This window comes from Desulforhopalus sp., assembly GCA_030247675.1.
Lineage (GTDB): Bacteria > Desulfobacterota > Desulfobulbia > Desulfobulbales > Desulfocapsaceae > Desulforhopalus_A.
On record JAOTRX010000006.1, the window covers coordinates 295136 to 319401 of the forward strand.

The 24266-nt window shown below is 56.7% G+C and carries 22 protein-coding genes and 1 tRNA gene; 7 read left to right on the plus strand and 16 right to left on the minus strand.

What is annotated here, in order from left to right; translation table 11 throughout:
- Position 1: 1 nt before the first annotated feature.
- The 4 genes from OEL83_14595 to OEL83_14610 all read right to left on the minus strand — a co-directional run bounded on the left by OEL83_14595 (position 2) and on the right by OEL83_14610 (position 5122).
- The gene (locus OEL83_14595; GenBank protein ID MDK9708270.1) at positions 2 to 1861 is read right to left on the minus strand and encodes a hypothetical protein; all 1860 of its coding nucleotides are present in this window, start codon (positions 1859 to 1861) and stop codon (positions 2 to 4) included.
- Positions 1862 to 1866: 5 nt separating this feature from the next.
- On the minus strand, positions 1867 to 3321 hold the full coding sequence (locus OEL83_14600) for an MBOAT family protein (GenBank protein ID MDK9708271.1): 1455 nt from the start codon (positions 3319 to 3321) through the stop codon (positions 1867 to 1869).
- A gap of 270 nt (positions 3322 to 3591) precedes the next feature.
- Entirely contained in the window at positions 3592 to 4878 is a 1287-nt protein-coding gene (locus OEL83_14605; GenBank protein ID MDK9708272.1) for a citrate synthase, read from the minus strand.
- A 169-nt stretch (positions 4879 to 5047) separates the two neighbouring features.
- Positions 5048 to 5122 (minus strand) — tRNA-Gly (locus OEL83_14610).
- Positions 5123 to 5163: 41 nt separating this feature from the next.
- Here OEL83_14610 and OEL83_14615 point away from each other — a divergent pair.
- The gene (locus OEL83_14615; GenBank protein ID MDK9708273.1) at positions 5164 to 5286 is read left to right on the plus strand and encodes a hypothetical protein; all 123 of its coding nucleotides are present in this window, start codon (positions 5164 to 5166) and stop codon (positions 5284 to 5286) included.
- Here the strand turns inward: OEL83_14615 and OEL83_14620 are convergent.
- Entirely contained in the window at positions 5259 to 6560 is a 1302-nt protein-coding gene (locus tag OEL83_14620) for a CBS domain-containing protein (protein MDK9708274.1), read from the minus strand. The genes OEL83_14615 and OEL83_14620 overlap by 28 nt on opposite strands.
- Before the next feature lie 305 nt (positions 6561 to 6865).
- Here OEL83_14620 and OEL83_14625 point away from each other — a divergent pair, with 305 nt between their 5' ends.
- Positions 6866 to 7984 carry a DUF2786 domain-containing protein gene (locus OEL83_14625; protein MDK9708275.1) on the plus strand — a complete coding sequence of 373 codons (1119 nt, stop codon included), beginning with the start codon at positions 6866 to 6868 and terminating at the stop codon, positions 7982 to 7984.
- Positions 7985 to 8008: 24 nt separating this feature from the next.
- Complete coding sequence (locus tag OEL83_14630) at positions 8009 to 8914, plus strand: MTH938/NDUFAF3 family protein (protein ID MDK9708276.1); 906 nt, start codon at positions 8009 to 8011, stop codon at positions 8912 to 8914.
- Between the two features lie 100 nt (positions 8915 to 9014).
- On the opposite strand, the gene OEL83_14635 is transcribed toward OEL83_14630, so the two are convergent.
- On the minus strand, positions 9015 to 9401 hold the full coding sequence (locus OEL83_14635) for an Hsp20/alpha crystallin family protein (GenBank protein ID MDK9708277.1): 387 nt from the start codon (positions 9399 to 9401) through the stop codon (positions 9015 to 9017).
- A 32-nt stretch (positions 9402 to 9433) separates the two neighbouring features.
- Positions 9434 to 9880: an Hsp20/alpha crystallin family protein gene (locus OEL83_14640; protein ID MDK9708278.1), complete on the minus strand. Its 447-nt coding sequence runs from the start codon at positions 9878 to 9880 to the stop codon at positions 9434 to 9436.
- A 309-nt stretch (positions 9881 to 10189) separates the two neighbouring features.
- On the opposite strand from OEL83_14640, the gene OEL83_14645 reads away from it, so the two are divergent.
- The 3 genes from OEL83_14645 (at position 10190) to OEL83_14655 (ending at position 13453) form a co-directional block, all read left to right on the plus strand.
- The gene (locus OEL83_14645) at positions 10190 to 11203 is read left to right on the plus strand and encodes a DnaJ domain-containing protein (GenBank protein MDK9708279.1); all 1014 of its coding nucleotides are present in this window, start codon (positions 10190 to 10192) and stop codon (positions 11201 to 11203) included.
- A gap of 177 nt (positions 11204 to 11380) precedes the next feature.
- On the plus strand, positions 11381 to 12505 hold the full coding sequence (locus OEL83_14650) for a CsgG/HfaB family protein (GenBank protein ID MDK9708280.1): 1125 nt from the start codon (positions 11381 to 11383) through the stop codon (positions 12503 to 12505).
- Positions 12506 to 13003: 498 nt separating this feature from the next.
- Positions 13004 to 13453, plus strand: a complete 450-nt coding sequence (locus tag OEL83_14655; GenBank protein ID MDK9708281.1) for a hypothetical protein — start codon at positions 13004 to 13006, stop codon at positions 13451 to 13453.
- Positions 13454 to 13667: 214 nt separating this feature from the next.
- Here the strand turns inward: OEL83_14655 and nhaA are convergent, their stop codons facing one another.
- The 7 genes from nhaA to OEL83_14690 all read right to left on the minus strand — a co-directional run bounded on the left by nhaA (position 13668) and on the right by OEL83_14690 (position 20944).
- The gene (nhaA, locus tag OEL83_14660; protein MDK9708282.1) at positions 13668 to 14822 is read right to left on the minus strand and encodes a Na+/H+ antiporter NhaA; all 1155 of its coding nucleotides are present in this window, start codon (positions 14820 to 14822) and stop codon (positions 13668 to 13670) included.
- Between the two features lie 105 nt (positions 14823 to 14927).
- On the minus strand, positions 14928 to 15260 hold the full coding sequence (locus tag OEL83_14665) for a hypothetical protein (protein MDK9708283.1): 333 nt from the start codon (positions 15258 to 15260) through the stop codon (positions 14928 to 14930).
- A gap of 50 nt (positions 15261 to 15310) precedes the next feature.
- A complete protein-coding gene (locus OEL83_14670; GenBank protein ID MDK9708284.1) occupies positions 15311 to 16624 on the minus strand; it encodes a PhoH family protein in 1314 nt (437 codons plus the stop codon).
- Entirely contained in the window at positions 16621 to 17721 is a 1101-nt protein-coding gene (locus OEL83_14675) for a Xaa-Pro peptidase family protein (GenBank protein ID MDK9708285.1), read from the minus strand. Before OEL83_14675 ends, OEL83_14670 begins: the two co-directional genes overlap by 4 nt.
- A 27-nt stretch (positions 17722 to 17748) precedes the next feature.
- On the minus strand, positions 17749 to 18345 hold the full coding sequence (locus OEL83_14680) for a hypothetical protein (GenBank protein ID MDK9708286.1): 597 nt from the start codon (positions 18343 to 18345) through the stop codon (positions 17749 to 17751).
- A 151-nt stretch (positions 18346 to 18496) separates the two neighbouring features.
- Entirely contained in the window at positions 18497 to 19897 is a 1401-nt protein-coding gene (gene rsmB, locus OEL83_14685; protein MDK9708287.1) for a 16S rRNA (cytosine(967)-C(5))-methyltransferase RsmB, read from the minus strand.
- 57 nt (positions 19898 to 19954) lie between these two features.
- Entirely contained in the window at positions 19955 to 20944 is a 990-nt protein-coding gene (locus OEL83_14690; GenBank protein ID MDK9708288.1) for a hypothetical protein, read from the minus strand.
- A 358-nt stretch (positions 20945 to 21302) separates the two neighbouring features.
- Here OEL83_14690 and OEL83_14695 point away from each other — a divergent pair, with 358 nt between their 5' ends.
- The gene (locus tag OEL83_14695) at positions 21303 to 22322 is read left to right on the plus strand and encodes an amino acid ABC transporter substrate-binding protein (GenBank protein MDK9708289.1); all 1020 of its coding nucleotides are present in this window, start codon (positions 21303 to 21305) and stop codon (positions 22320 to 22322) included.
- A 70-nt stretch (positions 22323 to 22392) separates the two neighbouring features.
- Here OEL83_14695 and OEL83_14700 read toward each other — a convergent pair whose 3' ends face one another.
- Positions 22393 to 23400 (minus strand): GGGtGRT protein, encoded by a 1008-nt coding sequence (locus tag OEL83_14700; protein ID MDK9708290.1) that lies wholly within the window; start codon positions 23398 to 23400, stop codon positions 22393 to 22395.
- Between the two features lie 11 nt (positions 23401 to 23411).
- Positions 23412 to 24104, minus strand: coding sequence for a hypothetical protein (locus OEL83_14705; protein MDK9708291.1), 693 nt, complete (start codon positions 24102 to 24104; stop codon positions 23412 to 23414).
- Positions 24105 to 24266 lie beyond the last annotated feature (162 nt).

A 24266-nucleotide genomic window follows, 5' to 3' on the forward strand; every position in this document is an offset into this window, starting at 1 on the left:
TTTACCTGGCTGGTTTGAATGCGGCGTCGGAGTTGATCTGCAGGGACTCCGGGGTAAAGGGCAGGTTTGTGCCTCCCTGGCCGGTGAAGGTCATGCGGGCGATCTTTTGCGAAGGCATTTCAAACATCAGGGTGTTTGTGCCCTCAGTGACAGCATGCGCTGACAGGGAGACTTCCTTGTCAGCGGCGTCATAGAGGCGGATATCGATTCTCCCCGCTTTCTGACAGGAAAGGGTAAACCTGGCAATCCGCATCTCCTCTTCTGTATGGTTGGGGTCGTTCGGAAGAACAACCTCGACGACCTTCTTGTCACCACTCTCCCGTGCAACGAAATCGCCCCTGGTTTTTGTAACCACCACGTTCCCGGCAGTATCGGCAAACTTGCCGCGCAGATAGGCGGGGCCAAGCTCGCGCGGGTTGTTTGGCGGCTCGCGGAGGATGAACATATTGAGTATTTCCTGGATGACAATATCCGGTTTCTCGTAGCGTAAAATATAGTCGGGGAAGTTGACTACCGTCCGATGGTTCAGAACCCGCTTGGCATCGGCGCTGAAGAAATACACGCATTTCTCCAGGAAGGAATCGCCGAGCAGCAGCATGGAGGAGAGGGGTGCCTTGGGATTTTCGATAAGCCGCAGGTTCATCGAGGTTCCATCTGCCGCCTTGACCGGTTTTTCCGGCGGGAAGACATCGGAAATGCCTTTCGGCGGCAGATCGAGGGCGGAATCATAGCGCCCACCCGGCTTTGGAACCAGGGTAATATAGTGCTCATTCTTGTGCAGGGACACCGGCAGGCCGACCATATCGACGAAGCGGTAATGGGCCCAATGCTTATTGATGGACAGATCAAATTCCGACAGTTCCGGGTGGCGGAGATTGTAATGCGGGAACATTTCCCGGAGCTCATCGATGATCGCCTGGTAGGCAATGAAGGCGCCGAAAAAGTTCCAGTGGACGTCGGTTTTATAGAACAGTAAGGGGTAGGGCTGGGCCTCTTTTGCCCGAAGGAGATGGGGCAGCATGTCGATAAAATGGATATCGCTTGAGGCACGAAGAAATTCCGTCAGCTGGTCGTAGCGGGTCGACCCCTTGCGGATGTTCTGCAGATTGGTTGGCAGATACTCCGGATAGACCAGGGCCTTGGTCGGCACCAGGACAAAGACGAACTCAATCCCCTGCTCCTTCAGCCAGTACCTGCGTTGCTCAAGGGCTCTCTTCCACTGCCTCAGGTCGGCCTTGGAGAAAGGGGCCTGCCCCATGTAGTCGGCAATATTATCAAATTTCTCGACGATGCTTTTTTCAACCCGGCTCGCCCCCCACCCTTCATAATAAAAACCGTTCTTGCCGAGGGCGGTATTGGGGTTTGGCGAAATGCCAAGGCAATAGACCTTGATCAGGGCCTGGAGGTGGATGAATGATTTCGGCAGGTAGAGATTGCTGCCGGCATATTTTTCAAATTCCTTGGGGAAATTTTTCGCAAGCGCAACAATCTTTTCGGTCAGTGTTGTTTGATTTTTCAAGACGGTGTGCTTGACTTCCCTGATACTTTTCGTAAGAAAGGGCAGTTGGCTGGCGATCGGGTAAAAAAGGACCGACAGAAAGATCAGTGCCAGAAAGAGATTGCGCAGGGTGCGCAGGGGGGTGCTCCGGTTGATGTGGATCGGCGCCTCAAAACGCAGGGCGACAAGAAAACCGGCGAGGACAATCAGGCCGGTTCGGCTGGCAATCTTCCGCCAGTTGCCGGCGGAGATGTCGGCGAGCATTTTGTCCTGGATGCATAGGAGGAGAAAGGCCGATACCAGGGCGGTGGCCAGGAGGACAATCGCCGCATTTCTCCAATTGATTGTTGTCTTGTCTATCATGTGTCCTAAAATCGAAAATACAGAAAAGGATTGTAGGTGCTGCCCATGAGGTTGGCTATGGAATACAGAAAAATAAAGCTGAAAAAGCCAACGGTGCCGATGGCGATGGTAAGGCTTGCCAAAAGACCTCCTGCCGTTTTGCGAAATTCCAAGGCCTCCAGCCATTTGCCGATGGTAGCAAACATCGGGGTGGAACAGAGGATTGCCAGAACGAAGACAAGGTAGAATTCGTTGTTGATGTTGAGAAAAAGCTGGGAGTTGTAGAAGGAAGGCGTGGAAAAGGTGACCATCGCCTTCAGGTAGCCCAAGGCATTGGCAAAAGTCTCGGCCCGGAAAAACACCCAGCCAACGATCACCACCAGCAGTACATACAGGTGGCGGAGCGGCGAGGGCAGTATGTTTATCAGGTGCTTGCCAAGGGGGAGTCGTTCAAAAACCAGAAAGAAGCCGTGAAAGAGGCCCCAGATGACAAAGGTCCAGCTGGCGCCATGCCACAATCCGCAGAGGAAGAAGACGATGAGCAGATTGAGGTAGGTCCTGACACCGCCGCAGCGGTTGCCGCCGAGGGGGATGTAGAGATAGTCCCTGAACCAGGAAGACAGGGAGATATGCCAGCGCTGCCAGAATTCGCGGATCGATCGTGAACTGTAAGGATGCTTGAAGTTCTCAAGAAAGGTGAAGCCAAACATCTTGCCGAGCCCGATGGCCATATCGGAATACCCCGAGAAATCAAAGTAGATCTGCAGGGTGTAGGAAATGGCGCCGATCCAGGCAAGGCTCATGGGAATCCGGTCCGGCGGCAGGGAAAAGATATAGTCGGCGGTCCTTCCCAGGACATTGGCGAGGAGCACCTTTTTACCGAGGCCGATGATAAAGCGCTCAATGCCGTAGATGAAATCGCCCATCCTGGTCTGGCGCTTGACAATCTGGCTGGCGACGTCGTGGAAGCGGACAATCGGCCCGGCGATCAGTTGCGGGAAGAGGGCAATATACAGGGCGTTGTTGACCAGGCTTTTTTGTACCGGGGTCTCGCGGCGATACAGGTCAATAACGTAGGAAAGTGCCTGGAAGGTGAAAAAGGAGATGCCGATCGGCAGATGGACCTGTTCGAGGGCGATAACCGGCATCTGCAACTTGAGAAGAACGGTATTGCAATTGTCGACAATAAAATTGGCGTACTTGAAGAAGCCGAGAAGACCGAGGTTGGTGATCACCGCCAGCACCAGGGCCGTTTTTCCCGTACCGCCACCTTGCTGTGCGCGGTCGATGAGAAGACCGAAGATGTGGTTGAAGGTAATCGAGAAAAGCATGAGGAGGACATACAGGCCCTCGCCCCAGGCATAAAACAGGAGGCTTGCGGCAAGGAGCAGCATGTTCCTGAACCTCTGGCCGACCAGAAGGTAGGACAAAAGGACAAAGGGCAGGAACAAAAAGAGAAAGATAGTTGAGCTGAAAACCATAGAATACGCTGCAGGAAATGGGGAGATAAAGCTGAGTTGAGCAGCTCGTCTGCTCACAGGAAACCTATGCCCTTGCGGTATAAGAGGCTAAAATATCCGTGTCAAGAAGGCCCTCCAGCCCTACCATAGAATAGGAGATCATGCAAGCGCATCTTGCTGTTCCGGCTGCCGGCAGGGTGTTTCGGCGCCATTTGGCAGGGCTGGAGATCCGTTTTTCCCGGCAACTGTTGCGGACCGATTGGGCCACGACGAAAGTGGCGTGCCGCCCCCTCAGCGCTCGGCCATGGGGATGAAGCTGCGCGTGGTATGGCCGGTATAGATCTGCCGCGGCCTGGAGATGCGCAGCTTATGGTCGTGCAGCTCCTTCCAGTTGGCGATCCAGCCGGGCATCCTGCCGATGGCGAACATGACCGTGTACATGTTCAACGGGATGCCGATGGCCCGGAGGAGGATGCCGCTGTAGAAATCGACATTCGGGTAGAGATTGCGGCTGATGAAGTAGTCGTCCTGTAGGGTGGCCTGCTCCAGTTGCAGGGCGATATCGAGGAGATCGTCGTCGAGGTGCAGGGCCTCAAGGACATCGTGCACCTGCTTTTTCAGGATCAGTGAGCGCGGATCGAAGTTTTTGTAGACCCGGTGGCCGAAACCCATGAGTTTGAAGGGGTCGTTTTTGTCCTTGGCCTTGTCGATGTAATAGGCCGGCGGCCGGCCGGAGTTCTTGATATCGAGCAGCATGTTGATCACCGCCGCGTTGGCGCCGCCGTGCAGCGGTCCCCACAGGGCGCAGACCCCGGCGGCCACCGAGCTGAACAGGTTGGCCCGTGAGCTGCCCACCACCCGCACCGTCGAGGTCGAGCAGTTCTGTTCGTGGTCGGCGTGGAGGACCAGGAAGAGGTTGAGGGCCTTGTCGATGACCGGCGAGACCTCGTATTCCTGATAGGGGTCGGAAAACATCATATGCAGGAAATTGCCGCAGTAGGTCAGGTTCGGGTTGGGATGGTTAATTGGTTTGCCGGAGGCCATGCGGTAGGCGAAGGCGGCAATGGTCCTGACTTTCGACAGCAGCAGGGAGGCGGTCCGGTCAAATTCGTCGCCGGTGGTTGGGACGTCGAGGACCTCCGGATGAAAACACGACACCAGGTTGAGCATCGCCGAAAGGATGGCCATGGGCGGCGCCGAGGTCGGGAAACCGGAGAAATGGTGCTCAAGGTTGGTATGGATCGGCGCGTGTTCCTTCAGGCGCGCCGAAAAGGCCTTGAGCTGCTGGGCCTTGGGCAGCTCGCCGTAGAGGATGAGATAGGCGGTCTCGACGAAGGTTGCCTTGGCGGCGATTTCTTCAATGGGGTAGCCGCGGTAGCGGAGGATGCCTTTGTCGCCGTCGACATAGGTGATGGAGGAGTAACATGAGCCGGTGTTGGCAAAACCGGGGTCCATGGTGATATAGCCGGTGGCGTCGCGAAGCTGCTGGATATCGATGCATTTCTCATTTTCTGAGCCGGTGGTTACCTGCAGTTCGTAGTTTTTTCCGTCAATGATCAGCGTGGCTTTGTCGCTCATAGTCAACTCTCCGATATAGTTGGCAGACCTTCGTATATGGCTTTATGAAACTTCAACGGTGTTTAATGATATTGATTTCCAGGAAGAATAGCAAACCTTGAAGAAGGCGCAAGGCAAATCCGCAGGGAACGGTAATTGGACGGAAGCGGCAGGGGACCGGACGAGGAGATGGAGCGGGAAACGAGATTCGAACTCGCGACTTCAACCTTGGCAAGGTTGCACTCTACCACTGAGTTATTCCCGCTCATGGAGCTTGGCAGCGCGGTGTGGTTTTTAGCAGAAGGAATGGCTGAAGTCAACATCTTTTTCAGCCTTGGCAAAGCGCCGAAGCGGCCGGTAATGATCGACATTTTTACCGGGCGGGGGGGCTGCCGGGGGAGCTATTCCGGCAGCAAATCGTATAAATAGGTGAGGATATCGGTGCGGGTAACGATGCCGATCATCTTGTTGTCCTGGACGACGGGCAGGTGGCCGACATCGTTTTCGATCATCAGGCGGGCCGCGACCGATGGTGCATCGCCCGGCCCTATGGTGAGGATCTTGCGGGCCATGTACGCCTTGACCGGGCTCTCCCACTGGCTGTCTTTCTTGATCTTCTTCAGGTCCCAGAGGACGATGATTCCGGCAATTTCTTCCCCTTCGGTCACCATCACTCCTCTGATTTTGTGGGTGGTCATGAGGGTCTGCACCTCGCTCATCGGTGTCTCCGGGGTCACCGAGATGACCGGGAAAGACATGATATCGGCAATGCGGATGCTCTCCGAGCCCTTGGCGGCGAGGAGGGCGGTGATTTTATCAACGACGTCTTTCGCCGACATTTCGGCATCCTTCACCGTTGCCGAACCAGCGCCGCGATGGCCGCCGCCGCCAAAGGCGCCGAGGATCTGGCCGATATCGACATTTTCCACGCCGCTGCGACCGATTATGGCGTGGCGGCCGTCGCTTGAAAAGATGACGAAGAGGGCATCAACGTTGACGATCTTCCGGTAGATGTTGACGACGGCGGCGAGGTTTGGAACTTTTTCGTCGAGGATGACATGATTGAAACCGATGGTATGGCCGCAGATCAGCCGTTTCTCAGTCTTCTTCATCATCTTGAAGAGGATCTCCTTCTGATTCTCCTCATAGGGCGGGTTGAGAAAGAAACCGGCGACATTGAGGTCGGCCTTGTTTTCCAGGAGGTAGGCGGCGGCCCGGGCATCCTCGGCGGTGGTTGAAGGAAAGGAAAGATGGCCGGTGTCTTCGTAGAGGCCGATGAGCATGACCGTCGAATCGAGGGGGGACAGCTGAATTCCGCGTTGGCGCATCTCCCGGACGAGAAGGGTCACCGTCGAGCCGACCCGTTCTTTGCACGACCAGCTGGCTTTAATATCGCCGTCACCGGTCATGTGATGGTCCCACAGATCGATTTCCAGGCCTTCCTTTTTGGCGAGTTTGTCCATGCGGTCAAGGCGCTGCCATTGATCGGTATCGACGACGATGAGCTTTTTTACATCGTCGGGACGGACCTCATTGGGGAGAACAAGTTTGAAAGCGGTTTTATGGGTGGAGAGAAACCGTTCGACATTTTTGTTGGTCATCTTGGGAACCACCCCGGTGCATCTGGGGTAGAGAATGGTGGCGGCGATGACCGAGGCCAGCCCGTCAAAATCGGTGTTCTTGTGGGTTGTTGCGATAAACATGGGGGTATGGTACGGGTCCGGGGTTACGATTATAACTGGCCGGGCTCGTGGGTAAATGGCACTGCTGGAATTGCTTGGTCACGCCCGGCCGTCACTTTGGCCGGAGCCGGCGCTGTTCCGGGATCGACCTTCGTCTGTTACTATACCGGAGACCGGGGGAATATCAAGGCAATATCACCGGTGTGAAGAGAGGTTCTTGCCGACCCGGACAAGAAGCGCTATGTTTGCTGATTTTTATGGCCTTGCGCTGGCAACACTAGGGACGGCGATGTGGTTTTCAGGGCCTTGGAGTAAAGAGGGAGGGTATGGCCGTGCACTTCAGGATAGACCGGCTGCAGGGGCTGTGGCTGGAACAGTTGTACCGTGAGCACAGGGATATCTGCTGGGAGTACGGGGTGCCCCTGCCGACGCCGATCTTCGAGATCACCGATTCGGAAAAGATCTATGGCCGCTGGCAGGCGCCAACCGGCATTCTCGGCATCAGCCGCCACCTCATCCTCCAACACCCCTGGCATGTCACCCTGCAGGTTTTAAGGCATGAAATGGCCCACCAGCTGTGCAGCACACTGGTAAACGGCGGGGGACCGGTGCATGGTGCGGCGTTTCAGGAGGCCTGCGAGCGGCTCGGGGTCCTGCCGGAGTTCCGGCATCCCGGGGTGGTCATCCCGGAGACGGTGCGGGCAGCGGCGGCCCCATCCGAGCTTTCCGAGGAAGGCCGGCGCTGCCTGGCAAAGATCGCCAAGCTCCTTGCTCTGGGGCGGTCGGCAAATGAGCATGAGGCGGCTGCCGCCATGGCAAAGGCCAATGAACTGCTGCAAAGATACCATCTGCAAGGGACTGGTGATCATCTCAACCACCGCTACGCGCGGCTGGTGATAAACCGGAAAAAGAAGAAGATTGCCGGTTTTCAGCGGCATATCTGCGCCATCCTCCAGGAATTTTTCCATGTTCGGGTGGTGCTGGCGCAGCTCTACGAACCGAGCAGCGGCGAATCGTTCCGGGTCATCGAGTTGTTCGGGACTCGCGAGAACGCCGCCATAGCCGAGTATTGTTATCACTTTCTGGAAAACCGCCTGGCCCTTCTTTGGTCGGCCAACCGCGGCAGGTTCCGGGGGGCGGCCCAGACGGAGAAAACCAGCTACTATCTCGGCCTGCTCCGTGGCTTCCATCAGAAACTGGCAGAGCAAAAACGGGGCCGGGAAATGCAAAACCACCGGCAGGAAGCCGGGGCCCTGGTTCTTGCCGAGGAACAGAGGCTGGCAGGCTTCATCGGCATGTATTTCCCCCGCCTGAGAAGGGCGCCATCGCGGAGCGCCAAGGTCTACGGCACCACCTATGACGCGGGGATGGAGGCGGGCAGGCAGCTGGACCTGCATCAAGGGGTCACCGGGCAAGCGCCGGTCTTCGGCGGTCTGCTGGAATAGCCGGTACAAAAGGGGGTTCGCATCATGGAAAGATCATTTCTACCGCGGCCAAGATTCAATCCCATAGATCATCCGCGGCTCTTTCAGCTGATTGTCAATATCTGGCCGCCCTATCTCGGGGCGGCCATCTCCGTCGAAGAGATCGCCAGGGACTGGCGAACCATCCGGGTGGCGCTGCGATTGCGCTGGTATAACTGCAATTATGTCAAAAGCCACTTCGGTGGTAGCCTGTTTTCCATGACTGACCCGTTTTACATGCTGATGCTGATCCGCAATCTCGGGCCGGGCTATGTGGTCTGGGACATGGCGGCGCGAATTCACTATCTCAAGCCCGGTCGCGGTACGGTGACGGCCTTTTTCACCCTCGGCGACGACCGCCTTGAAGATATCCGCCGTAAGGCCGAATCAGGCGAGAAGGTGATCGAAATTTTTCTGGTCGATGTCGTCGATGGCCAAGGTGAAAAAGTCGCAACCGTGAAAAAGACCCTGTATATTAGAAAGAAGAAACCAGCCGGGGCAGTTGCCGGGATGGAGGGGATAATGGAAAATAAACGGGCAGACACGGTGCCCGCACCAGCCATTGTCTCTGCCGCCTGGGGCAGGACCGAGGTCGCGGGGCTTGGTCCGGGCAAGGATTGGAAGCTGTGGCCGGGCGGCGGCTGCAGCTGGGACTGGTCGGAACACGGCACCGGCCATTTCCAGGGCATTCAACCCGGTGACCTTGAGGAACTCCTTGACCGGGGATGCCAGGTGGTGATCCTGACCACCGGGCGTCTCGGTAGGCTGAAGGTCGCCCCGGCCACCATCGAGATCCTGGAGGCAAAAGGGGTGCAGGTCATCGTCGCCCGCACCGGCAAAGGGATAGATATCTATAATAATTATGCAGGGCAGGGGGTCGCCGTCGGCGGCCTGTTCCACGCCACCTGCTGAACCGGATCAATTCCGGGGAAGGGATACAAAATGCCGCAGCGGGCGGCCTTTCCCCGGAGGAAGGCGCCCGCTGCCGTGGTTACGCGCTCTTTCTTTTCTCTCAACCAACCTTGATCTCGATCTGCCGCGGTTTCGCCGCCTCCGATTTCGGCAGGTGCAGCAGGAGGACCCCCTCCTTCAGTTCGGCGTTGACCCTGGCGATATCGATGCTTTGCGGTACCGAGAAGGTTCTCCGGTATTCCACATCGGCAAACTCCTCCCAGGCGACCGCCCCAACCGATTTTACCTCTCTGATCCCCGACAATGCCAGCCGGCCGTTGTCGATATTGATGGAAATGTTCTCCTTAGTGACCCCCGGCATATCGGCATACAGCAGAATTTCATCCTCGTTTTCGAGGATATCAACGAGGGGCGCCACCGTTGGAAGCTGACGGTTCCGCTCGTTCAATTCCTCTTCCCGGACACTAAGATCTTTGTTCTCGCTCATATCTTTTACCTCCCCATCTAGGTTTACACTGGTTAGCTGATAACAATCTGTTTTGGTTTGGCAGGTTCCGACTTGCCAAGAACGAGGGTCAGTACACCATCCTTGAGGGTTGCCTCGACCTTGGCGGGGTCAACCTCGGAAGGCAGGGTGAAACTCCTGGTAAAGCTTGAAGCCCCCCGTTCAACCCGATGAGTCGTGTATCCTTCCGGATAATCCGCCTTTCTTTCCCCCTTGATCTCAAGGTAGTTTCCCTGGAGTTTGATGCTCAGATTGTCTTTCTGCACCCCAGGAACCTCCATTCTGACCTCCAGGGCATCGCCGGTGTCGTACATGTTGGTTCGAGGTCCGGAGTCGCTGATGCCCCACGCGTCGGCGGGCAACCGGGGCCGGTCATATCCCTGGAACACGCCATTCAGCCTTGACTGCAGCAGGTCCATTGCCTGAAACATCCGATCAAAATCCCTCACTCTTGTCCACATATCCTCCCTCCTTGATTGGCTATTGTCGATTTGGGGATGCCTGTTAAATCCCCCCGTTTTATGGTACAAGTAAAATAGTTATTAAAGAACGGCAGTCAATATAGAAAAATTACTATTTATGAAAATATGGCTAAAATTACTATAGATCGATAAATTGACAAAGTAATATTAAATACCTACTTTTTCCTCAGAGACAAGGATGGTGGGTCTTGTTCAAGAGGTTTGGCCCGCCAGGTCCGTTGTCGATCTTTCACCCTTTGGGGGTGGCTGCCGGCTGAGGACGTCTGTGGGAGGCGTGGTGAGCGAAAAATGGCTATGAAAGCGAAAAACTATTACGATATTCTCGGAGTTACCAAGACTGCGACGGACGAGGAGATTCAGCGCGCCTATCGAAAACTTGCCCGCAAATACCATCCCGACGTCAGCAAGGACAAGGATGCCGACAAGAAGTTCAAAGAGTTGAACGAGGCCCGGGAGGTCTTAAAGGATCCGGAAAAGAGAAAACTCTACGATACCTACGGCAGCGACTGGCAGCGCGAGAAAGACCGGCCGCCGCCATACTCAAGGTACAGCGGCGGGGCTGGCCCTGGTCCCGAGGGCTTCTCCCGGTCTTTCCACTTTGATGGTGGTGGATTTGGCGGTGGTGCGGGTTTTGAAGACATCTTCGAAAACCTCTTCCAGCAAGGTGGGGCAGGTGCAGGCCGGCGGCAGGGTTACAGCGACGATTTTCCCGGTCAGTCGACGGAGGCGGAGATTACCATATCGCTGCATGATGTGTTCAACGGCGCCAGCAAAACCCTGACCTTGCAGTCCTATGAACTTGGGCCAGATGGTAGGATGCAGCCGGTTTCCCGGACCCTCCAGGTAAAAATCCCCAAAGGCATCACCGACGGAGCGGTTATCAGACTGGCCGGACAGGGCGGAAAGGGCAGTGGCCGCGGCGGCGATGGCGATCTCCTGCTGCGTATCCATATCGCCCCTGATCCGCGGTTTAAGACCGAAGGTCACGATCTGTACACGGTTGTTGCCGTATCGCCCTGGGAGGCGATGCTCGGCGCCGGTATCCCGGTTGAGACCATGGACGGGACGGTGAATCTGTCGGTACCGAGGGGGTCCCAGAATGGTCGCAAATTGCGGCTACGCGGCAAGGGCCTGCCAAAGCGCAGTGGTGGAGCCGGGGATATCCTTGTCGAACTGGAGGTCCGATTGCCCGACCAGATAACCGAGGAAGAGGAGAAGCTTTTCCTGCAGATGGCCAAGACCTCAAGATTCAACCCGCGGATGAAAAAGGCCCAGAGGGCCGGCGGCCAGCCTGCTGAGTAGGTCCAGCCGGAGCAATTCTTAGCCCTTTTTTGGGCATAAGGAATATTTCTCCCTGCACTTCCCTGGAAAGCCTTTTTCCTTTGTCATCGGCGAACACCGGCTATTATAATGAGCAGAAGACGATAATCCGCCTGGTTCCGGCCGGCCATGTCATGGTTGGATCCAGGAGGTCTTTTCATGCACAAGCATGATCTTCCACTTTGGGGCCTGAACATGGAAAAACAATTCTCCGGCAGCTGGGCGCGCCTGTTGTGCTGCGTCTTCCTCGTTGTGGCGGGTATGGCAACGGTGCAAGCGGCTGCCAAGCCAACGGTTGCGGTCCTCGATTTTGAGAGTATTGGCTCGGAGGACTATCTCGGCAAGGCGGTGGCCGAGATTATGCGCACCGAGCTGGTCGGTACCGACCGTTTCCGGGTCGTTGAGCGGGCCCAGATCAAACAGGCGCTGACCGAACAGACCCTGCAGCTGAGCGGCACCATCGACACGGCGAGCGTTGTCCAGCTCGGCAAACTGCTTGGCGCCGACCAGATCATCGTCGGTTCGGTGGTGAAGATCGGCAGCGCCTATACCATCAACTCACGGATGATTGATGTCAAGACCGGCGAGGCCAGGCTCGGCCGCAACGTCACCGGCGACGACCTGAACCTTTTGACCAGCCTCAGCCGCGACCTGATCTCCGGACTCTTCGGGACCGAGAAAAAGGGCGGGGCGGCAGATCCTTCGGCGGCCAGGCAGCCGGCACCGGCAGCACCAGCGGCCGAGAAGATTGCCGCCGTCGCGAGAGAGGAGAAAGCTGGGAGAATCGCGGTTGCAGCAGCGGGTCCGGCGATCACCTGGGACTTCGAGACCGGCGATCAGCGCGGCTGGACCAGCGCCGGCGAGGCCTTTTCCCACCAACCGACCTACGGCGACAACCCGACCGCCCGCAATCGCGGCCAGGCCTCGGCGCATCAGGGAAATTACTGGATTGGCGGCTTCGAGCTGCGTCCCAATCCGTCCTTCCCGGCCGGTGGTGTGCAGGGTGACGGGCCGCAGGGCACCCTGACCTCGCAGCCGTTCACTATCTCCTCGTCGACCATCAGCTTTCTTATCGGCGGCGGCTGCGACCTGGAGCGCGAGTATGTGCAGCTCCTGATAAACGGCCGCACCCAGATGAAGGCCACCGGCTGGTGCCACGAGACGATGCAGCGGATGTACTGGAACGTCGCCAATCTGCAGGGCCACGAGGCCCGTATCCAGCTGGTTGACCGGTCAAGCGAAGGCTGGGGGCATATTAACGCCGACGATTTCCGTTTCGAATGATGCACTCCCCAAAAAGTGGGCAGACATCTTGATGGCAGGATGATCCACAGAGTCTTCCCTGTGCCGTTTTCTGTTTTTGTCCTCCTCCAGAGGGCTTACTATACTTACTAAAGAGACGGGTTTTCCTGTATACGGTTTTGAGGAAGTGGCCGCGCCGCACAGCCTGAGCTCATGCGAATGCCAGAGGCTTATCGGCGATAGAAGAACTTCGGCAGCATTCACATTCCTGAAGTCATCGAGCAGACCAATCCGATACCTTACCTCTTCGACGAAGATTTACAGGGGAGGCCTCGGGCAACCGCGAGAATGCGCACCATCACCCTCGTTTTGCTTGGGGGAAGGGCAGGACAGGAGGTGGCCGGCATGTCTTTCTCTATGCTTGACCAGGCGGTCCTTGACACTCCAACAATGTGCTTGTTTAATCAAGAGTAAGGAAGATTGTCATTTCCCCTGTAATCGCGTCGTACGGCAACAAAACAAATACTGGAGGCATCGCAAATGAAAAAAATGGTTATTGGATTGGCGTTATTGACTTTCATAGCCTCTCCGGCGCTGGCAGCAGAGAGGACATGGCTGAATGATGTGCAACCGATCATTAATGCCAAGTGTGTTTCTTGTCACGGTCCCGGCCAGCCGGAATACAATGAGTGGCGCCTTCTCAGTGAAGAAAAGCAAAAAACCGTTGCCCCAAGGATGGATACCTACCCGCACTTCATGAGTTTTGTGCTGTGGCCAGCAACTGGGGCTGTTATGCGTCGGCTCGACAATGTTAAACCCGGCAATATGTATGAGTATCTAGGCGAAAATGAGGCGGCACGAGCCGCAAACCTCACTATTATCAAAGAGTGGCTTGGTGAAGGTGCCTGGAACCAGAATCGGTGGAAGGCTCGCGGTGACGTTCCGGGAATAACCAAAGAACAATTGGAATCAATTAAGGCCAAATATTAGCGCCATTAGCACCGGAGAAAGCAATTTTGGCGTTTTCATTCACTCTTAATCAAGAAAGTGAATGAGTTCCAGCTCCTCAAAGGTGCAGAGCATTACCTGGCTGCAAATTTGAGGAGCAGCATGGCTGGAAGGTAACCTGCTATTCCTTCATGACATCCCCTGCTGATCTCGCTGGGGGCAATCACCATTATGACCCGGAGTCTTAGAGGGCAAGTTATTTCCTGCTGAAAAAGGCGAGCCACAAGGCACCCAAAAGGCCGGCCACGAAGGACGCCAATAAAATTGCCATCTTCGAGCTATTGATTATTTCCGCATTGCCGGCAAAGGCGAGGTTGGTGATAAAGATCGACATGGTAAAACCAATCCCGCCCAAAAAGCCGGCGCCGAGGATATGCTGCCACCTCAAGTCACCGGGAAGGCGACAGATCCCGCAAGCTATACCAATCAGGCAAAAGAGACTTATACCGAGCGGTTTCCCCATAACCAGGCCCCCAATAATACCCAGGCCGTTGCTGCTGAACAGCTCCTTCTGCCAGCCACCGGCGTCAATGATAATTCCCGTATTGGCCAAGGCAAAAATCGGCAGTATCGCGAAGGCAACCGGTTTCTGCAGGAAATGCTCCAGACGGTGCGAGGGAGACGCCGCATCATCAGTTTTCGCCGAAAAGGGGATGGCAAAGGCCAGCAGTACCCCGGCAATGGTGGCATGAACGCCGGATTTGAGCATGCAGAACCACAGCAGCGCGCCACCCAGCAGGTAGGGAGCAAGCCTTGTGATACGAAAGATGGTGTTGCATGTCAGCAAGAGGATAAAAATGCCAAGGGCGGCGAAGAGATACGGCAGGGAGACCTTCGCCGTATACAACACGGCGATGACAATAATCGCCCCCAGATCATCGATTACCGCGAGTGCGGTCAAAAAAATCTTTAACGACGCGGGAATGCGGTCACCCAAGAGTGCCAAGACCCCCAGGGCAAAGGCAATATCGGTTGCCATGGGAATGCCCGCTCCAGGTTGGGCCGCTGTCCCGGCGTTCAGGGAGTAATGGATAAGCGCCGGCACACAAATGCCGCCGACCGCGGCAATAATCGGCAAAAGGGCGCTGTTGAAGTTGGCAAGCTCACCGTTGTACATCTCCCGTTCCAGTTCTAAGCCGACAAACAGGAAAAACACCGCCATCAGTCCATCATTCACCCAATGTTCGAGGGTCAGGCCGGCAAACTCGTGGCGCCAAAAATCAAGGTAGGCCGGACCGACAGAGGAATTGCTGAGCAAAAGCGCGATGACGGTGCAAAGGATTAAGAGTATGCCGCTCCATTTTTCTGCGTTAAAAAAGTTGGTAAAGGTTTTGGAAAGGCCGGTGGTCATGTCATTTTCCAGGAGGATGAGGCCGAAAAAACAACCGCTTGTACTACCATGGCCATGCAGCTTGCCACTCCCGCCTGATATCGGTACAGGCAGAAAAGGAGGCAATCAGGATCTGATCATCTCTTCCGCCAGCATCCGGTCAATGAAATCGAGGGCAAAGGTGCGCTGGGCAGTGGTGGCGTGGGCGATGCAGGTGCAGTGCAGGTTGCTCTTGCTGCGCACCAGCAATTCAAATTTGACCGCGCTGCCGGTTAGTTCGACTGCCAGATAAAAAGGGCCGTGTTCCTCATGGCCCTGCTGGGCGGCGGAATGCAGATCGGGCGGCAGTTCCAGCCAGTACAGGCCGATCATCGGCCCCTGTTTAAGGGTTCTTTTCAGATAAGAGTCAATATTGTCGCGCTCCATCGGACTGAGTTCGTCTATGACAAATTGGCGCATGGCAGTTCCTTCGTATTATTTTTCATGGGTTTTTCGATTTATTCCAGGATCTACAGGAAATCGGCGGCGATGGCCGATAGCGGGCTCCGTTCGCTCTTACTGAGGGTGACGTGTCCGTAAAGGGGCTGACCCTTCAATTTTTCAACCGCATAGGCAAGACCATTGGACGAGGCGTCGAGGTAGGGGTTGTCGATCTGGTTGGGATCGCCGGTCAGCACCATCTTGGTGTTTTCGCCGGCCCTTGAGACAATGGTTTTCACCTCGTGCGGCGTGAGGTTTTGGGCCTCGTCGACGATGACGAACTGGTCGGGAATCGATCTGCCGCGGATATAGGTCAGGGCCTCCAGTTCGAGCTGCTGGGATTTGAGCAGTTTGTCGATCTTGGTCTGCACTGTGCCGTCTTCGATTGTGTGGCCGAGGCGCATCAGGTAGCTGAGATTGTCAAAGATCGGCTGCATCCAGATGCTCAGTTTTTCGTCTTTGGTGCCGGGAAGATAACCGAGGTCCTTGCCCATCGGAATGATGGGCCGCGACACCAGCAGCCGGTCGAAGGTCTCCGTACGCAGCACGGAGTGCAGCCCGGCGGCAAGGGCCATGAGGGTCTTGCCGGTACCAGCACGGCCCATCAGGGTAATCATCTTGATCTGCGGATCAAGGAGCAATTCCAGGGCCATCCGCTGTTCCTTGGAGCGGGCGTGGAGGTCCCAGGCACTGTCAAAGGCCGGTTCCAGGTGGACGAGATTGTCCGTGCCGAGGGCCCTGGCAAGAGCGCTGTGCTTCGGGTTGTCCCGGTCTTTCAGGAGAACGAATTCATTGACGTAAAAATCGCCATCGGCGATGGTCGTACCCTTATCCTTGTAAAAGGCATCGATGACTTGCCCTGTCACCGCCATCTCCCGCCAGCCATTGTAGGGGATGTCGGAGTCATAGTGCTCATGGAGGAAGTCCATGACCTCAATGCCCAGGGCATCGGCCTTCAGGCGGGCGTTGATGTCCTTGGAGACGAAGATGACCTTGTGGCCTTCCGCCGCCAGATGGGTGGCGACGGCGAGGATCCGGTGGTCCGGTACCGACATGTCGAGAAAGGTGCCGGAGATGCTCCGTTCGTCCATCGATATCCGCAGCATGCCGCCGTTGTCGAGGGCGACGCCGTCGCGCAGGTTTCCCTGGGAACGGAGCTGGTCGAGATGGCGGATGACATGGCGGGTGTTGCGGCCGAGCTCGTCGTTGGCCCGTTTAAAGTTGTCGAGTTCCTCGATAACCGTCATCGGCAGCACGACGCAGTTGTCGCCGAAGGAATTGATCGCTTCGGGATTATGCAGCAGAACGTTGGTGTCGAGGACGAAATATTTCGGTGGTTTCATATATCGAGCCAGGTGGTGTCGGAGTTGAGGTTTTCGCAGCCGCCCTCGCGAACGACGACCATGTTTTCAAGGCGTATGCCGCCCCAGCCGGGGATATAGATGCCCGGCTCGATGGTGACCACCATCCCTGCGCGCAGTTTCTTGGTGTTATTTGTGGAAACCCTGGGTTCTTCATGGACTGCAAGGCCCACGCCATGGCCGAGGGAGTGGCCGAAATATTCGCCGTAGCCGGCATCGCTGATGATTCTGCGGGCGGCCTGGTCGACATCGCAGGCCCTGGCCCCGTCCCGTACCGCCGCCATGCCGGCCAGCTGGGCCTTGCGCACCAGGCGGTGCAGTTCGCGGTAGCGGTCGTCGGCGGTCCTCGGTACGAAGTTCCTGGTCATGTCCGAGCAGTAGCCGCCGAGCACCAGGCCCATGTCGATGGTCAGCGAGGCGTCGGGCTGCAGGTAGGAGGGGCTTGGGACGGCATGGGGCAGGGCGCCGTTTGCGCCGCTGGCGACGATGGAGGCAAAGCTCGGGCCCTCGGCGCCGCGGCGGCGCATTGTTGCCTCGATGGCCAGGGCGATCTCGATCTCCGTGGCATAGTTATAAAGCGATTCGTAAATCTCAGCAAAGACCCCTTCGTTGAGGCGCACCGCCTGGCGAATCTGTTCGATCTCCTCATCGTCCTTGATGGTGCGCAGGTCCTCAATTAACCCCACCAGGGAAACGGTGCGGATGCCGCGTTTGTCGAGGGCCGTGGTCATCTTCTCAGCGGTGGCGAAGAGGGTGTAGTTGCCCTCAAAGGCAAGGGAGCTCACCCCCATCTTCGGCAGCAGTTCCTCAAGCAGGTGCATCACTCCCTTGGGGTAGAGGATGACCTCGGCCCAGGGGACATCCCGCTCCGCCTGGATCTTATAGCGGAAATCGGTGAGCAGCCGGATCTCGCCCCTGGCCGGAACCAGGAGGAGGCCGGCGGTCTCGGCGATGCCGTGGTCGCCGCCCCGGTAGCCGCAGAGATAGCGGCGGTTTTCCGGGCAGCTGACCAGCAAGCAGTCGAGTTTCTTGCGTCGCAACCGGGCCTGGACTGCGGCTATCCGTTTTAAGTAGTTCATGTCGACTTGACCGTGGATTGTCGGCTATCAGCCTTTGGCGGGGGAAAGCAGCTGGAGAATCATCCCCTTGCGCTGATCCATGGCATCGTTGTATTGGCCGTTCAGCCCGGTCAGCATCCGTGCCAGCTCTTCCCGGTACTGCGGGTGCATCGCCGGGTTGATGTTGGCTTTGCCGGGCTGTCCTCCCCTGGCGGCGGCCTGCTGCTCCAGCTGTGCCCTGATTGCCTGCTCCAGCTGCTGGGTCATCTGCTCCTTGTGCTGCTCGTACTGTTTGAGGATCTGATCGAGCTCCCGGCAGATGGTGATGACCTCATTCTTTGTGGCACCCAGGGCGAGGATTGCCTGCAGGGCCCGTTCACCCGAGGTCTGCAGTTCCTTGGTGCGGGGCAGGACGACGTTGCGGAGCAGGGTCTGGGCCATGCCCTTGCCGACCTCTCCCTGTTCAGCGGCCGGCTGGGAAGTGAGTTCCCGGCTGAGGTCGATGTCCTTGCCATTCATATAATCGGCGGCCAGACGCATGCCTTTTTTTACCAGGGCTTCATTGTCGATAACCGGAGCGGCCGAGGCGGCCATCCGGGCGGCACGTTCCATTACCATGTCCATTGTGCTTTTTATTTCTGCCATTGTCATATTCCTTGGTTGAAAGGACCTGTGCGGGCACAGGTGAAAACCCCCTTGTGCTGACGGGGGCTTGGGCTGTTTTCTGAGGGTCTGGAGAATGTACAACAGACCCGGGTCCTTGGCAAAGAAAAACCTGGGCATCTGCGGCCTGCGGCTAGCGGCGCTGCATCCGCGCGGCGAAGAAGCCGTCGATGGTGGCGTCCGGGCGGGGGGCGAAACACCGGTCGACGATAAAGCGGCGGGCCGCCTCCGGCAGGTGTTCGCTGCAGTCGGTGAGGTGCAGGGACCGATGACCGGCAAGAAAGGCGGTGATCAACTGGTGGTTTTCTTCAGGCTCGAGCGAACAGGTGGCGTAGACCAGAACCCCTCCGGGGGCGAGGAGGGCAGCGGCGTGGTGGAGGATGTCAAGCTGTTCCTCCTGGTAGCGGCAGAGGTCCTCCGGCCTGCGGTTCCAGCGGATGTCGGGATGCCTGCCGGTTACTCCGGTACCGGAACAGGGGGCATCGATAAGGATGCCGTCGAAAAATTGCCCGTCTTCCGCGGCAAACTGCTGCAGGTTCTTGGCATGGATGTGTACTGCCGGGGCCTTGCCGAGCCGGATGAGGTTTTCCCTGAGCTTTTCCAGGCGATAGATCTCCGGCTCGACGGCGTGGACATCCAGGGCGTGGTCCGCGGCAAACTGGAGGAGGTGGGTGGTCTTGCCGCCAAGTCCGGCGCAGCCGTCGAGATATCGGCCGCCGCGGCGAAAGGGGCCGAGGAGAGCGGTGGCCAGTTGCGCCGCCTCGTCCTGCACCTGGAAGAGCCCTTCGGCAAAGCCGGGGATGGCGGGGATGCCGCCCTGGTATTCTGGGAGGACCACTGCCTCTGGGGCATAGCTGCCGGGCTGGGCGGTGATCCCGGCCTCTGTGAGCAGCAGGCAGAAGTCGTCCCGGCCGATTTTTTCGCCATTGGTACGCAACACCAGGACCGGTTCGCGGTTGTTGGCAGCGCAGATCCGCAGGGCTTCCTCCCGGCCGAAATGGTCCTGCCACCGGGTAAACAGCCATTCCGGGTGATTGACGACAGGCCCGCCGTCCTTCATGAATCGGGCCCGGACGGTCAGCGCCTCCTTTTGCCGGATCGACTGACGGAGGATGCCGTTGACAAAGCCCCAAAGTCTTTTCGGGATCTTCTGTACCTTACAGCATTCGACCATTTCATCGACCGCCGCCGACTGGGGGATGCGTTCGAGAAAGAACAGCTGATACAGGCCGACTGCCAGGACCTGGTGGATGAAGGGGTCGATCTTTGCCAGGGGTGTCGTTGACAGCAGCTCAATGATGCGGTCGAGGTACTGGCGGTTGCGCAGTACCCCGTAGACTAGCTGCATCGCCAGATTGCGTTCGATGCCGGGCAGAGTGTATTTGCGAATTCCCTGTTGCAGCAAAGGCTTGACCGGAGAGCGGTCGACGTAGAGCCGGCAAAGTGTCTGGGCGGCGACAAAGCGCGCCGTTGGTATTGTTGGTTTTTTCTGCAAAATTTGTGGACCGGGACTGTGTGTTTGTCTGTGCGGCATCTGTTCCCCCACCCCAGTAACCCCGGCTTTCAAAAGAATACGAGCCGGGGTGTCAGGTCAGCGGCGGATTTTTTCAGCCAGTGCATTCAACCCTTGCGCAAAATGGCGCGCAGCTCCCGCAAAATCCTGAGGCATAAAAACCCCTCTGGCATCCATCAGCCACACCCCGTCTTTATGCCAGATTTTGCACGGTGTGTCCGTTGATGCCGCCAACTCAGGCTCAAGCCAGGTGTCCTTTGAAGGCTGCTGCCTTGTACTCCCTTCCGCGGGGGTAGCCTTGTCGTCAACGACCAGAATCGGCACTTCCGGAAGCACGCTCTTCGGGGTTATAAAGGTGAAGCCAAACAGATCATCCATGACCTCAGCCGCCAGGGTATATTCCTGGATAATTTGATTCTTCCGTGCTTCCAATTGCTCTTTATAGCGAAGCACCTGATCGACGACCTCGGGTTTTTTGCCAGCTGATTTACGAATTCTCGGGTCGAAACGGCGCTTTCCTTCAACAAAAAGAAGCTCCCGTTTCTCGGGAAGCAAAAAGACCAGATCGATCATACTGGCGTCTTTGTTTGTCTTTGCAGCTTCACCAAGGGAGGCAAACCTGGCCTCAACATCAAGAAGGATTGGCGCATTGTTCACCGCGTGGATGGAAGCAAAGGAGAAATACGTATATACCTTGGAAAGCTGATAGCTTTCGAGACTTCCGTCTTGCGCCCTAGCGCGACACATATCGAGGATAGCGTTTAAATGGACAATCTCGCCGTATTCATTTTTAAAAGGAAAGGTTGGAAATGAGATATCTTTTGATTTGGCTCCAGGCCTTCTCTTGCCGCGGTTGACAAACCAATCATTGCTTTTGTAGGTATCTCTTGTCCGCCTGACCGCCCGCTGTCCACTGCAGTAAAAATCGAGGGTGTTTTCCCGGATTGCCGGGAACAATACACCGTCCCGGACTTTGGCCTTCAGTTCCTCATAGGTGTCGCATTGCTTGAATTTCACATGATGGGCAAACTTTCGCGCAAATTGCTTCTCAGGGACATTTTGGCTCATTTTCTCTCCAGGTAATTTTTGAATGTGACAGACCAAGACTTTTCCATTGCTTCACATAATGCCTCGTTATCGAGAATGGTACCATTCGAAAAATGATCTGCATATCCTTTCTTGTCCTCGATTGGAAACGGTACCAGTACCGTCGGCCGCAGGACCTTTGGATCGGCCCTATACACTGCTGCCACCTTTCGGCTATACTATGCATCGTTTTTAAAATAATGTTGAAGGAGTTCCCTAAAGATTTTTATTATGAGCCGGCAGGCTGTAATTTACCAACCGCCGCTTGGACAATATGGTATGCTCCGTTGAGCAAGATCGTATATTTTCTTCAACCGTACCTCTCACCCATTAAAAGCTTATGCAAAAAGTAAATTGGTTCATTATTTGGCTTCTTGCGGCGACGCTCTTTGCCGGATTGGCCCAGGCCTATACCAAAGAAGAGGTGGTAAAGCGCGGCACTCTCCGTTGTGGAGTTTCCACCGGCACACCTGGCTTTGCCAGCGTCGACGCCGGGGGCAAATGGAGCGGCATGGATGTTGATATCTGCCGGGCGGTGGCGGTGGCCGTTCTTGGCAATCCGGCCAAGGTCGAATACCTGCCTCTTGCCGAGGGAGGGGAGTTCACCGCCTTGATGACCGGTGAGGTGGACATCCTCTCCCGCCACTCAACCTGGACCTTTGCCAGGGATTCAGGGCTGGCCGTCCATTTCGCAGGTGTCGTCTACTATGACGGACAGGGTTTGATGGTACCGAAAAAACTTGAGGCCAAACGTGCCGCCGACCTGAAAAAGGTGAAGATTTGCGGGCCTGTCAACAATGCCCCGTTTGAACAAAACCTCGTTGATTTTTTAGAGAAAAATCGTGTCGAATATGCCGTCGTCCGCTATGAAACCATAGAGATGGCGGTTAAGGGCTTTGAAAAAGACGACTGTGATGTCCTGTCCCTGCCGCAGTCCGCTTTATACGGTCTGCGACTGGGGCTGGCCGACCCTGCGAATGCCGTGGTCCTCCCTGAGGTTATAGGCAAGGAACCTCTGGGAACGGTGGTGCGGCAGGGCGACGATGTCTGGCTGGCTATCGTCAGGTGGTCGCTGTATGCCATGATCAATGCCGAAGAGCTTGGCATCACCTCACAAAAGGCCGAAGAACTGAAATCAAGCAATAAACTTGAGGTGCGGAGGCTGCTCGGCCTTGAGGGTGCCGCGGGGAAAACCCTTGGCCTGAAAGATGACTGGGCCTTCCAGATTGTCCGCCAGGTTGGTAATTATGGTGAGGTTTATGAGCGCAACCTTGGTTCCAAGTCGCTCTTGAAGATCGACAGAGGCTTGAATAATCTGTGGAATAAAGGTGGCTTGCAATATGCTCCGCCGTTTCGATGAGCGAACCTTAAAAGTCCGCCCATGAGCTGCTGGTGCGCAGGGCGCACCAGCAGCTTGTACTATCTTGAAGTTATTTGTTAGTATTTCCTGCCTGTTCCAGGGCCACAGCGACTGACACCGAGGCACCGACCATCGGGTTGTTGCCCATGCCGATGAGGCCCATCATCTCGACATGTGCCGGAACTGAAGAGGAGCCGGCAAACTGGGCGTCGGAGTGCATCCGGCCCATGGTATCGGTCATGCCGTAGGAGGCGGGACCGGCGCCCATATTATCCGGGTGCAGGGTTCGGCCGGTACCGCCGCCCGAGGCCACCGAGAAATACTTTTTGCCCTGCTGGACGCATTCCTTCTTGTAGGTGCCGGCAACCGGATGCTGGAAACGGGTGGGATTGGTCGAGTTGCCGGTGATCGACACGTCGACCCCTTCCATATGGTTAATGGCCACGCCTTCGCGGACGTCGTCGGCGCCGAAGCAGCGCACCTTGCCCCGCTCCCCTTGCGAATAGGGGGTCTCGGCAACGACATTCAGTTTGCCGGCGGCGTAGTCGAATTTTGTCTCGACATAGGTAAAGCCGTTGATTCTGGAAATGATCTTGGCGGCGTCCTTGCCAAGGCCATTGAGAATGACCCGCAGCGGGTTTTGGCGCACCCGGTTGGCCGACCTGGCGATGCCGATCGCCCCTTCAGCGGCGGCGAAGGACTCATGGCCGGCGAGGAAGGCGAAGCAGGAGGTTTCTTCACTGAGCAGCATGGCGGCGAGGTTACCGTGGCCGATGCCGACCTTGCGGTCGTCGGCAACCGAGCCGGGGATGCAGAAGGCCTGCAGCCCTTCACCCAGCGTTGCGGCGATCTCCGCCGCCCTTTTCTGTCCCTTTTTGATGGCGATGGCCGCCCCGAGGGTATAGGCCCAGACCGCATTTTCGAAACAGATCGGCTGGATGCCGCGGACAATGGCGGCAACGTCGACGCCGTAGTCCTTGCAGACCCCTTCGGCCTCTTCCAGGGACTTCATGCCATATTTTTCCAGGACCGGAATAATCTGACCTATCCGCCTGTCGTAACTTTCAAACAGTGCCATGGTTGTTCCCCCTATTCCTTGCGTGGATCGATGATTTTGGCGGCCTCGGCAAAACGACCGTAGGTTCCGGAAGCGTCTTTTAAAGCCTGGTTGGCGTCGACGCCCTTTTTGATGGCTGCCATCATCTTGCCGAGACTGACGAATTTGTAGCCGATGATTTCGTCATTTGCATCAAGAGCGATCTCCGAGACATAGCCCTCGGCCATCTCCAGGTAGCGGGGACCCTTGGCGACGGTGCCGTACATGGTGCCGATAACCGAACGCAGGCCTTTGCCGAGATCCTCAAGGCCGGCGCCGATGGGCAATCCTCCCTCGGAGAAGGCCGATTGGCTGCGGCCGTAGACGATCTGCAGAAACAGCTCACGCATCGCCACGTTGATGGCGTCGCAGACCAGATCGGTATTGAGCGCCTCAAGAATGGTCTTGCCGGGGAGGATCTCCGAGGCCATGGCCGCCGAGTGGGTCATGCCGGTGCAACCGATGGTCTCAACCAAGGCCTCCTCGATGATACCATTCTTGACGTTGAGGGTCAGTTTGCAGGCACCCTGCTGGGGGGCACACCAGCCCACGCCATGGGTAAGGCCGCAAACATCCTTGACTTCTTTGACTTTTGTCCATGCGCCTTCCTGGGGGATGGGGGCGGGACCGTGATTGGCTCCCTGCGCCACCCGGCACATTTCCATGATTTCAGAAGAGTAGATCATACTGTTCTCCTTGGAAAGTTGTTGTGAGTCTCTGCGAAGAATTTTTCGTTGAGAAGACCTAAGCCCCACGGAGGGGCAGTGTAAATAATCCCGGTTATCGGGGGTTAAAATGCTTAAGGGATTTAGCTGAGTTGAGCAGCTTGCTGCACAAACGAAGCTTAT

Bases quoted from the DNA above. Each gene is read 5' to 3' on its own strand.
- OEL83_14595 (MDK9708270.1), bottom strand. From the start codon at position 1,861: ATGATAGACAAGACAACAATCAATTGGAGAAATGCGGCGATTGTCCTC.
- OEL83_14600 (MDK9708271.1), bottom strand. From the start codon at position 3,321: ATGGTTTTCAGCTCAACTATCTTTCTCTTTTTGTTCCTGCCCTTTGTC.
- OEL83_14605 (MDK9708272.1), bottom strand. From the start codon at position 4,878: ATGAGCGACAAAGCCACGCTGATCATTGACGGAAAAAACTACGAACTG.
- OEL83_14615 (MDK9708273.1), top strand. From the start codon at position 5,164: ATGGCTGAAGTCAACATCTTTTTCAGCCTTGGCAAAGCGCCGAAGCGG.
- OEL83_14620 (MDK9708274.1), bottom strand. From the start codon at position 6,560: ATGTTTATCGCAACAACCCACAAGAACACCGATTTTGACGGGCTGGCC.
- OEL83_14625 (MDK9708275.1), top strand. From the start codon at position 6,866: ATGGCCGTGCACTTCAGGATAGACCGGCTGCAGGGGCTGTGGCTGGAA.
- OEL83_14630 (MDK9708276.1), top strand. From the start codon at position 8,009: ATGGAAAGATCATTTCTACCGCGGCCAAGATTCAATCCCATAGATCAT.
- OEL83_14635 (MDK9708277.1), bottom strand. From the start codon at position 9,401: ATGAGCGAGAACAAAGATCTTAGTGTCCGGGAAGAGGAATTGAACGAG.
- OEL83_14640 (MDK9708278.1), bottom strand. From the start codon at position 9,880: ATGTGGACAAGAGTGAGGGATTTTGATCGGATGTTTCAGGCAATGGAC.
- OEL83_14645 (MDK9708279.1), top strand. From the start codon at position 10,190: ATGGCTATGAAAGCGAAAAACTATTACGATATTCTCGGAGTTACCAAG.
- OEL83_14650 (MDK9708280.1), top strand. From the start codon at position 11,381: ATGCACAAGCATGATCTTCCACTTTGGGGCCTGAACATGGAAAAACAA.
- OEL83_14655 (MDK9708281.1), top strand. From the start codon at position 13,004: ATGAAAAAAATGGTTATTGGATTGGCGTTATTGACTTTCATAGCCTCT.
- nhaA (MDK9708282.1), bottom strand. From the start codon at position 14,822: ATGACCACCGGCCTTTCCAAAACCTTTACCAACTTTTTTAACGCAGAA.
- OEL83_14665 (MDK9708283.1), bottom strand. From the start codon at position 15,260: ATGCGCCAATTTGTCATAGACGAACTCAGTCCGATGGAGCGCGACAAT.
- OEL83_14670 (MDK9708284.1), bottom strand. From the start codon at position 16,624: ATGAAACCACCGAAATATTTCGTCCTCGACACCAACGTTCTGCTGCAT.
- OEL83_14675 (MDK9708285.1), bottom strand. From the start codon at position 17,721: ATGAACTACTTAAAACGGATAGCCGCAGTCCAGGCCCGGTTGCGACGC.
- OEL83_14680 (MDK9708286.1), bottom strand. From the start codon at position 18,345: ATGGCAGAAATAAAAAGCACAATGGACATGGTAATGGAACGTGCCGCC.
- rsmB (MDK9708287.1), bottom strand. From the start codon at position 19,897: ATGCCGCACAGACAAACACACAGTCCCGGTCCACAAATTTTGCAGAAA.
- OEL83_14690 (MDK9708288.1), bottom strand. From the start codon at position 20,944: ATGAGCCAAAATGTCCCTGAGAAGCAATTTGCGCGAAAGTTTGCCCAT.
- OEL83_14695 (MDK9708289.1), top strand. From the start codon at position 21,303: ATGCAAAAAGTAAATTGGTTCATTATTTGGCTTCTTGCGGCGACGCTC.
- OEL83_14700 (MDK9708290.1), bottom strand. From the start codon at position 23,400: ATGGCACTGTTTGAAAGTTACGACAGGCGGATAGGTCAGATTATTCCG.
- OEL83_14705 (MDK9708291.1), bottom strand. From the start codon at position 24,104: ATGATCTACTCTTCTGAAATCATGGAAATGTGCCGGGTGGCGCAGGGA.